This window comes from Marinobacter sp. B-21, assembly GCF_056857895.1.
The window spans coordinates 360122-373086 of the sequence record NZ_JBSXNZ010000088.1 but is presented as its reverse complement, the minus strand read 5'-3'; the positions used below and the strand labels follow the sequence as shown (position 1 = coordinate 373086).

Annotated in this window: 7 protein-coding genes; 4 read left to right on the top strand and 3 right to left on the bottom strand. The window is 60.4% G+C overall.

What is annotated here, in order from left to right; all coding sequences use genetic code 11:
- Window positions 1-53 precede the first annotated feature (53 nt).
- Together AC13C0_RS19845 and AC13C0_RS19840 are read left to right on the top strand one after the other, a co-directional pair.
- Window positions 54-719, top strand: coding sequence for a DUF998 domain-containing protein (locus AC13C0_RS19845; RefSeq protein ID WP_117617635.1), 666 nt, complete (start codon window positions 54-56; stop codon window positions 717-719).
- A 42-nt stretch (window positions 720-761) separates the two neighbouring features.
- On the top strand, window positions 762-3188 hold the full coding sequence (locus AC13C0_RS19840; protein WP_117620286.1) for a phosphoketolase family protein: 2427 nt from the start codon (window positions 762-764) through the stop codon (window positions 3186-3188).
- A gap of 66 nt (window positions 3189-3254) precedes the next feature.
- On the opposite strand, the gene AC13C0_RS19835 is transcribed toward AC13C0_RS19840, so the two are convergent.
- The 3 genes from AC13C0_RS19835 to AC13C0_RS19825 form a co-directional block, all read right to left on the bottom strand.
- Window positions 3255-4493, bottom strand: a complete 1239-nt coding sequence (locus AC13C0_RS19835) for an SAM-dependent methyltransferase (RefSeq protein ID WP_117617634.1) — start codon at window positions 4491-4493, stop codon at window positions 3255-3257.
- A 232-nt stretch (window positions 4494-4725) separates the two neighbouring features.
- The gene (locus AC13C0_RS19830) at window positions 4726-6213 is read right to left on the bottom strand and encodes an amidase family protein (RefSeq protein ID WP_117617633.1); all 1488 of its coding nucleotides are present in this window, start codon (window positions 6211-6213) and stop codon (window positions 4726-4728) included.
- 44 nt (window positions 6214-6257) lie between these two features.
- Complete coding sequence (locus AC13C0_RS19825) at window positions 6258-7265, bottom strand: hypothetical protein (RefSeq protein ID WP_341582222.1); 1008 nt, start codon at window positions 7263-7265, stop codon at window positions 6258-6260.
- A gap of 186 nt (window positions 7266-7451) precedes the next feature.
- Between AC13C0_RS19825 and AC13C0_RS19820 the strand changes: the two genes are divergently transcribed.
- Complete coding sequence (locus AC13C0_RS19820; protein ID WP_205422270.1) at window positions 7452-9206, top strand: autotransporter assembly complex protein TamA; 1755 nt, start codon at window positions 7452-7454, stop codon at window positions 9204-9206.
- Window positions 9203-12964: a translocation/assembly module TamB domain-containing protein gene (locus tag AC13C0_RS19815; protein WP_482954908.1), complete on the top strand. Its 3762-nt coding sequence runs from the start codon at window positions 9203-9205 to the stop codon at window positions 12962-12964. The genes AC13C0_RS19820 and AC13C0_RS19815 overlap by 4 nt, the downstream gene beginning before the upstream one ends.
- The last annotated feature ends 1 nt before the right edge of the window (window position 12965 follow it).

The following is a 12965-nucleotide window of genomic DNA, read 5'->3' as shown; positions in this document are numbered from 1 at the left end:
GGAAGACGGGGAGCCGGGGCAGCGTCCGGGCACACAAGAGGCACGCAGGAGAGATGAAATCGAATATGATCAGGGAATACACATTTTCATGGCCGGTGCGCCGGCTTGCGCTGCTTGGGTTGGCGGGGGTTGCGGTATTCGGGGCGTCAATTATTGCCCTGCACCTGACCGGCAGCGGGGTCGACTGGACGTACGATTATGTCAGCGACCTGGCTAACCAGCCGTTCGGCTGGCTGTTCATGGTTGGCGCCTTCGTGCATGGCTGGGGCAACCTGGCGCTGACCCTGGCCCTGCGCGGCGCGCTGCGCCCGGGGCCGCCGCGGACCTGGGCAGTACTGCTGTTCGGACTGGCTTCGGTCGGTATTCTGCTGGCGGCGCTGTTTCCCATCGAGGCACCCGGTCAGGCACCGAACCTGCCCGGGCAAATACATCGGGGGGCAGCCAGCCTAGCGTTTGCACTGGAACTCGCCGCGCTGTTCGTGTTTTCGGCGGCCTTTCGCCGTCAGCGCGTCTGGCGCCGCCAGCGCCCTGTCTCGCTGACGCTCTCGGTGATCGCGGCGACGGCGGTGACGGCGTTCGTGATCGCCATTCAGCTGGATATCGCGCCGGGGCTGGCGGAGCGTATCGCGCTGGCGGTTTTCCTGGTCTGGGAAGTTTGGGCTTGCCTGCAAATCATCCGGCCGCAACAGAAACCTGAGCCTGCCCGGGTAGGGCCCTGACCTGACGCACTCCTATCCCTGACCTTTGTGGAGGAACTGATCTTGAAACAATCCATACAAACCGAACAAGCCAGTGCCGGGCCGACTCCGCTGGCGGCGGACGAACTCCGCCGGATGGATGCCTACTGGCGCGCGGCCAACTACCTCTCGGTGGGGCAGATCTACCTGCGCGACAACCCCCTGCTCACCGAGCCGCTGACCCTGGCGCACGTCAAGGCGCGCTTGCTGGGGCACTGGGGGACCACGCCTGGGTTGAACTTCATTTATGTGCACCTGAACCGGATGATCAGGGCGCAGGATCTGAGCGTCATTTACATCACCGGCCCCGGACACGGCGGGCCGGGTCTGGTTGCCAACACCTGGCTGGAAGGCAGTTACAGTGAGGCTTATCCGAACATTCCGCAGAACGCCGTCGGCATGCAGCGGTTGTTTAAGCAGTTCTCGTTTCCCGGCGGCGTGCCGAGCCACGTGGCGCCGGAAACCCCGGGCTCCATCCACGAAGGCGGCGAACTCGGTTACGCCCTGTCCCATGCCTTCGGTGCGGTGTTCGACAACCCGGATCTCATCGCCGCCTGCGTGGTCGGTGACGGCGAGGCCGAAACCGGGCCGCTCGCCACCGCCTGGCATTCAAACAAATTTCTCAACCCCGCGCAGGACGGCGCGGTGCTGCCGATCCTGCACCTGAACGGCTACAAGATCGCCAATCCCAGCGTGCTGGCGCGCATTCCCCACGAGGAGCTGGAGAGCCTGTTTATCGGCTACGGCTACCGGCCTTACTTCGTCGAGGGCGACGAGCCCGCACTGATGCACCAGCGTATGGCGGCGACCCTGGACACGGTGATCGGCGAGATCCGGGCGATCCAAAACGAAGCCCGCACCAAGGGAACGGCCGTGCGCCCGCGCTGGCCAATGATTATCCTGCGCACCCCAAAGGGCTGGACCGGCCCGAAAGAAGTCGATGGCCGGAAGACCGAAGGTACCTGGCGTTCGCACCAGGTGCCCTTCGCGGAACTGGCTAGCAAGCCGGAGCACCTGGAGCTGCTTGAGCACTGGATGAAGAGTTACCGTCCCGAAGAGTTGTTCGACCGGACCGGGGCCCTGAAACCGGAGTTGGCGGCACTGGCACCGCAGGGCGAACGGCGTATGGGCGCCAACCCGCATGCCAACGGCGGTCTGCTGCTCAGGGACTTGCAACTGCCCGACTTCCGTGAATATGCCGTCGCGGTGAGCGGCCCCGGCACGGAACAGGCGGAATCGACCCGGATCATGGGCGGTTACCTGCGCGATGTCATGCAACTGAACACGGAGACGCGGAACTTCCGCGTTATGGGCCCGGACGAGACCAACTCCAACCGGCTTGGTTCGCTGTTCGAGGTGACCAACCGTGCCTGGATGGGCGAGACGCTGCCGGGAGACGATCACCTGGCGCCGGACGGCCGGGTCATGGAGATCCTCTCCGAGCACACCTGCCAGGGCTGGCTGGAAGGGTATCTGCTGACCGGCAGGCACGGGCTGTTTTCCTGCTACGAGGCATTCATCCACATCATCGACTCGATGTTCAACCAGCACGCCAAGTGGCTCAAGGTTACCAGTAAGGAGATCCCCTGGCGCCGTCCCATCGCCTCGCTTAATTATCTGCTGACCTCGCATGTCTGGCGCCAGGACCACAACGGCTTCTCGCACCAGGACCCCGGCTTTATCGATCACGTGGTGAACAAGAAGGCCGACGTTATCCGCGTCTATCTGCCGCCTGATGCCAACACCTTGCTGTGGGTGACCGACAGCTGCCTGCGCTCGCGCAATTTCGTTAATGTGATCGTGGCCGGCAAGCAGCCGCAGCCCCAGTGGCTCGACATGGACGCAGCCATCAAGCACTGCAGTGCCGGTATCGGCATCTGGGGCTGGGCGGGTAACGACCAGGGCAGCGATCCGGATGTGGTGATGGCCTGTGCCGGTGACGTGCCGACCCTGGAGATCCTGGCGGCGGTGGATATCCTGCGCCGCCACCTGCCCGAGCTCAGGGTGCGGGTGATCAACGTGGTGGATCTCATGACCCTGCAGGACCAGGCGGAACACCCGAGCGGGCTGTCACACAAGGACTTCGACACCCTGTTCACGACCGATAAACCGATCATCTTCGCCTATCACGGGTATCCGTGGCTGGTCCATCGCCTGACCTACCGGCGCACCAATCACAAGAACCTCCACGTGCGTGGCTACAAGGAGGAAGGCACCACCACCACGCCGTTCGACATGGTGGTGCGCAACGACATGGACCGTTTCCACCTGGTGGCCGATGTCATCGATCGGGTTCCGCAACTGGGGTCACGGGCCGCCTATCTCAAGCAGTGGCTGCGCGACCGGCTGATCGAGCACCAGCATTACATTATCGAGTACGGCGTGGATATGCCGGAGGTTACCCAATGGCGCTGGGGGGCAACCGCGGATCGCACCCGAAGTCAAGAATAATTCCCATGGCTGCAGGCTCCCATGCCTGCAGCCAATAACGCTCGTCGCTGCGGAAAAGCCGGGTCGCTACTCCCGGCTTAACTCCACCTGCATCACATTGATACCTCCGGCGCGAAACATGCCGGCACAACTGGCCAGGTAGAACCGCCACTTTCGCACGAACATCTCGCTGTACCCCAGCGCCCGTATCGCCGGTATCTGTTCGTCGACGTTCGCCAGCCATTTTTCCAGCGTAATGGCGTAATCCTGCCCGAATTCGAACACATCGTTCACCACCAGGCCGCTATTGGCGGCAACAGCTTCAAAACGCTCTCTGGAAGGCAGCATACCACCGGGGAAAATATGTTCCCTCAAAAAGTCGTTGCCGGAGCGATATCGCTCAAATCGCTCCTCGGCGATGGTAATGGTCTGTATCATTGCCTTGCCGCCCGGTCTCAGGTAGTCGTGCACATCCCTCATGTAAGCGGGCCAATACGACTCGCCAACGTGCTCAAACATCCCGATTGATACCAGGTAATCAAAGGGGCCGGACAGGTCCCGGTAGTCCTGTAAACGAACCTCGGCATTTTCCGCCAGTCCGGCGGATTCGAGTCGCTGGCGGGCATAATCCGCCTGTTCGCCGGACAGGGTAGCACCGGTCACATAACATCCGTGTGTGGCTGCGATTTCCATGAAACCACCCCAGCCACAGCCTATTTCCAGAATGCGGCTTCCCGGTTCCGGTGCCAGTCGCTGAAGGATGCGTTCATATTTCGCTTTCTGGGCCTCGTAAAGCGGGAGGGACGTATTGCCGTCAAACAGGGCGCAGGAGTAAGTCATGCTCCTGTCCAGCCAGAGCTGATAAAAGTCGTTGCCTAAATCATAGTGCTCCTGAACGTTCTTACGGCTGCGTTTCAGTGTATTGGAAGACAACCGGTACTTGCACCAATGCCACAACCTGAGCCATACGCTGGTATGCAAAACCCGCTCAAAAACAACGATATTGCCTGCGGCGAGGCGCATCAGGGCAAGCAAGTCGGGTGTGGACCATTTGCCTGCCATGTAGTCTTCTCCCAATCCCACGTCACCGTGGGTGATCAGGCGATCAATGACATCCCACTGCAGCAATGTCATTTCCGCATGCACACCGTCTTGTTTTCCTTCATGGCGCGTCGTCTTTCCATCTGGCCATGTAAGCGATAACGAACCGAACTGGAGAGATTTCAACGCCTGCAGAAAAAGATTACGGTGAATTGCGCTCGTCTTTTCCGTTAACTTTTCCCGGGACACCAGGTGCCCGCCTTCCGGCAAGGATTCCCTACTCATGCCTTTCCATCCTTACGCTGTTCCCAGCAAGTTTCAGTGGGTTAAAAAGTAGGTAAACTATCATTTATTAGGCAACTGCTGTTCGTCAAACCTTATCGGAAACTGCGACGCTTGCAGGAGTTACCGGAACTACGGAAGTCTTTTCCGGCCATCCGGACTTACTCCTGTATTTCCGGATGATCTTGGCTTACTTCGGCCCGGGTCGGTAGCTCTGAAATTCCCGGAATCCCTCTCACAAACCCTCCGGCTTCACAAACCCTGCCAGCCCGGCCTCCTCCAGCAACCGCGCAAACCGGATCGTGGTCAGATCCGTCCCCGGTGCGCCGATGACCTGCACATTGAATGGCAAGCCATCCGTGGTACGCCCGATGGGTACCGAAGTGGCCGGCAGGCCCAGCAGGGTGGCGAAGGCGATCCAGCAGAACTGGTCCATATAGGCCCGTGGCTGGCCGGCGACGGTGATGCGCCGCTTGAATACCGGGTGGCTATGGTCGTGCCGGATGGCGGTGGTGGGTGTGACCGGGGTGAGCAACACATCCACCTCCCGGAACAGGGATTCGATTTCCGCCCGCATTTTCTCACGCATTTCGCTCCAGGCCACCCACTGGTAAACGGGCTGATTCACACCTCGCCCGTATTCACCGATAAACGGGGTCATGGGTCCGAGAAACTTCAGCCAGGGTTCGAGCCGGGCGATCCATCTCATCTGCCGGCGCTGGGCGGGTTTCAGGGAGGTGCTGAGCAGGCTGCCCAGCAGGTTGAAGTAGGCGGGCAGGATATGCTCCAGGCTGAGCAGGGGGTGGCTGGCTTCGGTCACCAGGGCGCCCCTGTCGGCCAGGGACTTGCCCAGGGTGCGATAACCCCCGGTGAGCTCATGCTCCACTGGGCACAGCGGATCCTCCAGCCATAAACCGACCCGGGCCTGATCGAGGGTCTGCAGTCCGGACGGCGCCATGTTCAGGGCCCAGCTGCGCTCCTCCGAGGGCCGGGGCCCGGCAATGACCTTCAACAGCAGCTCGAGATCCCGGGCATTGCGGGCCATGGGGCCGCCCTCGACCAGATCCGGTCGGGACTGGGTGCCGGGCGGGCCGGGAATGTGGCCGCGGAAGGAAACCAGCGAGCGTGTGGGCTTGTGGCCGAACACTCCGCAGAAATGCGCAGGTGTGCGGATGGAGCCGGCCAGATCACTGCCCACTTCCAGGGGCGTCATGCCGGCCGCCAGTGCCGCAGCGGCACCACCGGAGGACCCGCCGGGTGTGTGGGCGGGGTTGTGGGGGTTGTTGGTTACCCCAAACAGCTTGTTGTAGCTCTGCAGGTCGGTGGCATAGATCGGCACATTGGTCTTGCCCAGTATGATCGCCCCGGCGTCCTCCAGGCGTTGCACTACATCAGCGTGGGTTTCCGGCCTGTGGTTGCTGAGCGCCGGCGCACCTGCGGTACAGGCCATGCCTGCCACTTCCCAGGTATCTTTCAGGGTAAGTGGTAAGCCATGCAGTGGGCCCTTAACAGTATTTGCCGCGCGTTGCTTATCCGCTTCGCGGGCGCTGGCCAGTGCGCTGTGTTCATCCAGCGCCACAATCGCGTTGATGGCAGGGTTCTGGTCCCGGATTCTGTCCAGTAAGGCGGTAACCAGTGCTTCGCTGGTCAGGGTCCCGGCCTCCAGTTGTCCCAGGAGTTCATGGGCCGGCTGATAGTGCAATTGAAGGTGCAGTGCATCCATGAGTGCTCTCTTTATTGTGGATTTAACGGACAAATACCGGTTGCTCAGGGCAATTCATCACGCCAGTGTTTTACTTTCACCTGTCCCTTGATGGCATCGATGACTTCAATAATCAGGTTGATCAGAGCTTCGTTCTGAGCCTCATCTTCCCGTGCCTCACCGGGGTTTGGCAGGAAAACATTGACAATGTCCTCAATGAAGGCGTGATTGGAGGCCGAGGCGAGGTCTTCCAGAATCTGGTGGATGACATGGGCAACGATGTCTCCCACGGCCTCTTCAAGGGTTTCCTGGATGGTGGGGCCAACCACCGGCAGAAATTTCAGCCGTGACAGCTCCAGATTCTGTTTAAGGGCATTATCGACCCTGTCCTCCAGATAGCTTCTGAGGGCGCCGCGGTTGGGCACATACCCCTCCTGGGCCGCCTCGGCAACCCGCCTGGAAATCCAGTCGGACAGCATGTCGCGCCGGGGGTAGAGAATGTCCAGTTGTATCTTTTCAAACAACGGAGACCCGCGCTTGACCTCTTCCTGCACACCGCTGAGCACCTTGAGTACGATCCGGTCCGACAGTTCTTCCATAAAGGCTTCGTAGTAGAAGTTAACGAACCGGTAGATTTTGGTGTTGGTAACATCAATGATCTTGTACTGATGCAGGCGGTAGATGATGGAGATCACCCGCAGAATACGAAGGAACCGCAGGCTGCCAACGGGGATACAGCCCACCAGGTCGTACCAGTGGATAAAGGGGTAAAAATACCAGCGGTCATAGATCCTGGCCTTGATGGCGTAGCCCCAGCGGACGAAAAATTCGGTCAGGAAGATGGCAACGAAGATCAGATCGTAAAAAATGAATCGTTCGTGGATCGGCTGGTAGAGGGACTGGATCGCCGGTGCCTGCTCTTTCAGCAGATTCTGAATGGCGACAAAGCTGTAGATCGAGTCCCAGATGATAAACGCCAGGTTGATAATCAGCAGGCCCAGCATCAGGAAATCGATGATGAACCAGATGAGCTGGTGGCTGGATTTGAGGTTGTCCCGATTTATCTTCAGCATTCGCCAGGGTCCGGTTTGTAGCTAAGTATCTGACAGGTTAGCTTATTTCAGCGCCACAAACGACTCGCCCTGACGCCAGTGCCCGGAGGCCGTTCGGCCAACGGCGGATTAACTTGACCGTGCGCCATTAAACTCCCACGCTTGAACGGAAATCCTTCTTGTTACCACCAACACTGAAATAGCCGGATGCTATCAATCTACCAAGCTGTGAATTCGGGCCGGATCCGGCTTTGTGTGGCTCTGCTTTTCTGCATACCTGCGTGGGCTTCCGCGCAACAGGTGGACGTGCGGATGGAGGGGGATTACCCGGACCTCAGGAAAAATGCGGAGGCTTTTATCGGTGAAGTGGAAGGCCGCAGTGCCGGAAATCTTCGCCGGTATGCGCCCACGGCGGTCAGTCAGGCGCGGCAAGCGTTGCGGGCTCTCGGCTATTACAGCCCGACGATTGATTGGCAGCTTAAGGAAGGTGACGCGGACACAGCCGCAAAGCTTGTATTGACCATCAGTCCCGGAGAGCCCGTGAGGGTCACCTCCCGGACGGTTGAAATCAGGGGCGCGGCGGCGTCCGATGAGCGGTTTGGCGCCGATCTCCCGGTTACCCCCGCGGAAGGCGATATTCTCAATCACGGCCAGTATGCAAACCTCCGGGACACCATCCAGACACGGGCCCGCCGCCGGGGGTATTTTGATGGCAGGTTTGTCACCCGCACCCTGGAGGTGGACCCGGCAACCCGGAGTGCTACTGTCACCCTGATTTATGACAGCGGCGAGCGGTACCGTCTCGGCGAGGTCACGTTTGAGGAAGACCACTGGTTCGAAACCGGTCTTCTGAGGCAGTTCGTCACCTTCGAGCCGGGTATTCCCTACCATTCCGACGAAATTGCCAGACTCAACAGCAACCTGCAGAACAGCGGCTACTTCAGTGGTGTGGATATTGACGCCTCTCCGGCCCGTGCCGAAAACGGGACAATTCCGGTGCGCGTTGCGCTCACCAGGCGGGAGGCTCGCTCGGTGGCGGCGGGTGTCGGCTTTTCGACCGATGTGGGTCCCCGTTTCCGGGGCACCTGGAGGGAACACTGGATCAATCCCATGGGCCACAAGCGCGGTGCCGAGACGGAACTTTCGGTGCCGAGACAGAACCTGAGCACCTGGTATGAATTGCCGCTGGATCCGCCGATGACAGATCTGATCCGACTCACCGCTGGCTATCAGCGAGAAGATATCGAGAATGTCGAATCGGAACTGCTGACCCTGGGCCAGCAGTGGCAGCATCAGCTTGATAACGGCTGGTTGCAGGTGTTGTCTTTGCGCTGGGAGGGTGAGCGTTTCAACATCGGAAACGATGAGAAAGGCACGAGTACGCTTCTTCTGCCGGGGGCCGGGTACTCCAGAATTCATACCGACTCGCCGCTGGATCCGTCCCGGGGATACCGGTTGCAGTTCGATGTCACGGGTTCCCACCGGGCAGCGTTGTCCGATGTGGATATCCTGCACGTGAATGCTCTGGCAAAGGGGTTGTTTACCCTGGCGGACAAACACAGATTCCTCGCCCGGTTTCAGGCGGGCTTGGTGGCTACCAACCGGTTCGAGGATGTGCCGCCGTCGTTGCGGTTCTTCGCGGGGGGGGACCAGAGTGTCCGCGGGTATGGCTATGAAACCCTGTCGCCGGAGAACGATAATGGTGTGCCGGTGGGCGGGCGTTACCTGATGGTTGGCAGTGGCGAGTACCAGTACCAGTTTGCCGACAAGTGGCGTGCAGCCCTGTTTGTGGATCACGGTAACGCGATCAACGATTTGAGCGACCCACTGGCGACCGGCGCCGGTGTTGGCATTCGCTGGATCAGCCCGGTCGGGCCGCTGCGGCTGGATATTGCCAAGGGGCTGAACCCCGAGTTTGGCGGGGACTGGCGCATTCACTTTTCCATGGGGCCCGAGCTGTGACGCAGACACCGGAAACATCGGCAGACAACAATCAGGCGCCGCAGACCAGACCCCGTCGCTTCCGGTTCTGGCTGCTTCTGGGTCTGGGCATCTTGCTGCTGGTGCCCGTGTTACTGCTGGCGGCTGTTCTGCTTGCCCTGCGATCGGAGACGGGTACTGCCTGGGTGATTGACCAGATTCCGGGCTTGCAGGCCGAAAATGACCGCGGCTCGCTGTTTGGCCAATGGCAGGCCGATCACCTGGAATGGCGGGGTTATGGGGTTGAGTTGATTGTCGAGGCGCCGCTGGTGGACTGGTCGCCCTCGTGCCTGTTCAGTAAGCAGTTGTGCCTGGAAATGCTGCAGGCGGAAAAGCTCGAGGTTACCCAGCTGCCTCCGGCCGAAAAATCCGGGGCTGGTGGGGTAATATCCCTGCCTGGAGTTGATCTGCCCCTGGGCCTGAAAATCAGCAACGTAAGAATGGGGCCGTTCAACTTTAATGGCACCAGGATATGGGACCGGTTTGAACTGGATGCCGGTGGTTCCGGGGCCGACTGGAACATTGATCATGCCTGGTATCAGCTCGATGACACCACCGTTGCTGTGTCGGGACGGATCGAAACCCGCAGGGAGTGGCCCGTCAGTCTGCAGGTTACGGCAGATCTGCCGCCACCCTACGGTGACGACTGGACCCTGGATGCCACGCTTTCGGGCAGCGTCCGGGATTTGATGGTCACGGGCAGCAGTCGTGGTTATCTGGATGCCGAACTGTCGGGCAAAGTCGAGCCGCTTGATCCGGCGCTGCCAGCGCGGATCAGGGTGACTTCGAAGCAGTTCCTGGCGGTTGAGGCGCTGCCCGCGACCCTCACGCTCAAGGACTGGTTTGTCGAAGCCAATGGCAGTCTGCGGAAAGGCTTCCGTACCCGGGGGCAGGCCAGACTGCCAGGTACAACCGGACCGGTGCAGCTTTCTCTGGAAGGCCTGGTGACCACTCAGAGTGCAAAGAATATCCGTATTGAGCTGGCCACTGACAGGGAAGCCGGGACAGGTCAGGATACCGTAGTGGCGACAGGTACTGTGGACTGGCGCCAGGGCCTGGCTGCCAATGCGGATTTACGATTGCGCGGGTTTCCCTGGTATACCCTGGTTCCCGGCCTTGAACCACCAGCGGTTTTGCTTCGCTCGCTGGATGGCTCGGCGTCCTGGCGCGAGGGAAGCTACCACGCGGAACTGACCGCAGGTGTTGATGGCCCTCAGGGCAGCGCCGAAATATCGACTACCGTAGACGGCGACACGCAACAAACCACACTGACCGATCTGATGGTCAGCACCGGCGCCGGTTCCCTGACCGGCAATGGCTCGGTGAATTTTTCCGGGCCCCTTGCCTGGCAGGCGGCGCTTCAGCTTGAGGGATTCAATCCGGGGTACTGGATGCCGGTTCTCGAAGCCAGTCTCAGCGGTGATGTAACTACCGAAGGGCAGTTCCGGGACGGTTCGATCCCCGCCATGAATGCGAGCTGGAGCCTGGAGGGTGACTGGCGCACCCATCCGGCTGTCCTGGCAGGCCGCCTTGATACCTCCTCAGGAAGCTGGGAGCTGTCGGGCCTGGAAATGTTAATAGGCGACAACCGGTTAGAGGGTAGTGGGACCTGGGGCAACGCCATTCGCGGTGACCTGGCCCTGAGCATGCCAGAGCCCGAAGCATTACTGTCCGGCCTGGCGGGGCGTCTGGAGGCGAAGCTGAAGGCAGGAGGTACGCTGGAAGACCCGACCGGAGAGCTGACGGCAAATGCCCGTGACCTGCGCTGGCGGGACGAATTCTCTTTAGAAAACCTGAATCTGGAGGCGCGCCTCGAATCTGGCCTTCGGCTCATGAGCCAGGTGGAGGCGGGTAACCTCCGCGCATTCGGGCAGGAACTGGAAACGCTTGTCCTGGAAGCGAGTGGCAAACAGGAACAGCACAGGCTGACCATCAGCGCCAGCCACACCGAGGCAAATCTGGAGCTCGGATTTGAGGGTGGCGCCGGGGCGGATTGGAGGACCTGGCAGGGGGCGCTGTCCACGGGTGTTATCGCCCTTCCCGGGCAATCCCAGCGCTGGCAACTGGAATCGCCGGCGGCTCTGGACTACAGCGCAGGAGGCGAGCTTACCTTTGGCAATCACTGCTGGCGCTGGCAGCAGAGCGCGGTCTGTGCTGACGATCAGACACTGCTTCCCGTGCCCCGTCTTGCCTATCGTATAGACCGGTTCCCGGCGCAGGCCCTGGCGCCGCTGCTGCCGGAGACCCTGCGCTGGAATGCCCGGATAAACGGAGAAGTCAATTTTACGACGACCGATGCCGGACCTGATGGGCGGATCTTCCTTGATGCCGGAGACGGCGAGTTTCAGTTGCTGGTGGATGGTGAATGGGAGTCCCTCTCCTATGATGCGCTGACAACTGAGGTTGGTCTCAAGCCCGGGCAGGCCAGTCTGGCGGCCCGTCTCTCCGGCCCGAAGCTGGGTGACGTTGCCCTCGATATGGCGATGGATCCAAACTCGGAAGATCGTATTGTCGACGGAACCTTCCAGCTCGACGGGCTCGATATTGCCCTCGCCGGTCTGCTCTCGGGACTCCAGGAAGTTGCCGGCCGGGTGGATGGTAGAGGCCGTATCTCAGGCCCCCTGATGGGACCCGCTGTAAACGGGGTGCTGCACCTGACCAACGGCAGGGTGTCGGATCCCCGGCTACCAGTGCCAATGGAAGAGGTGGTTGCCAGCCTTGATTTTGCGGGCTATTCCGCCAAGCTCAGCGGCCGGATTCAAAGTAATTCCAGAAGCCGGACGATCATCGATGGTGAGTTTGACTGGCAGCAGGCACCCCGGGGTGAAATCACCATTTCCGGCAGCCGTTTGCCGTTTAACCTGGAGCCCTATGCCCAACTGGAGGTGGAGCCTGATCTCACTATTGCGTTCCGGGAGGGCTCCCTTCAGGTGTCCGGAGCCATTGGGGTTCCGAGAGGCACTATTGAGATCAAGGGATTGCCGGCGCAGGCGGTTTCGGTGTCGGAGGATGAAGTCATCGTGGGGGTTGAACGGGAGGCGCCCGTTGTTCGCTCCCTGAACATGGATGTCAAGGTTGTGGTGGGCGAAGACAAGGTCACGTTCGCGGCATTCGGGGTAACCGGTGATCTTGAGGGAACTCTGCGGATCGGTAATGACATGGACGCGCGCGGCACACTTCAGTTGGTTAATGGCCAGTACGAGGCTTATGGTCAGGAGCTTGAGCTGAGGCGGGCCCGACTGCTGTTTGTCGGTAATCTGACCCAGCCTTATCTGGACATTGAAGCAGTGCGGACCGTTGATACGGTTGTTGCCGGCATTCGCCTGAGCGGACCCGTGCAGTCGCCCGAGACGGAGGTCTTCTCCAATCCCGATATGCCGCAGACAGACGCGCTGTCCTATGTCATTCTGGGCAGGGCACCCCAGAGCCGGGGCGATGAGGGGCAGATGAGCCGGGCGGCGCTGTCGCTGGGGCTGACCCAGGCGAACAAGGTTACAGGGCAGATTGGTGAGGAGTTTGGCATTCGACAACTGACGCTCGAGGCAGAGGGTTCGGGTGAGCAGACATCGGTGGTGGCCAGTGGCTATCTGACCGATGAACTGAGTGTCCGGTATGGCGTGGGGATTTTCGAGCCGATTACTACCGTCGCGCTGCGGTATGACCTTGGCAAGAATATTTACCTGGAAGCCGCCAGTGGTCTGGCGGCTTCTCTGGATATCTTCTATACCCGGGATTTCTGAG

Excerpts from the sequence above, each read along its gene's own strand:
- AC13C0_RS19830 (WP_117617633.1), bottom strand. The coding sequence starts at position 6,213 with ATGGATGCACTGCACCTTCAATTGCACTATCAGCCGGCCCATGAACTC.
- AC13C0_RS19825 (WP_341582222.1), bottom strand. The coding sequence starts at position 7,265 with ATGCTGAAGATAAATCGGGACAACCTCAAATCCAGCCACCAGCTCATC.
- AC13C0_RS19820 (WP_205422270.1), top strand. The coding sequence starts at position 7,452 with ATGCTATCAATCTACCAAGCTGTGAATTCGGGCCGGATCCGGCTTTGT.
- AC13C0_RS19845 (WP_117617635.1), top strand. The coding sequence starts at position 54 with ATGAAATCGAATATGATCAGGGAATACACATTTTCATGGCCGGTGCGC.
- AC13C0_RS19835 (WP_117617634.1), bottom strand. The coding sequence starts at position 4,493 with ATGAGTAGGGAATCCTTGCCGGAAGGCGGGCACCTGGTGTCCCGGGAA.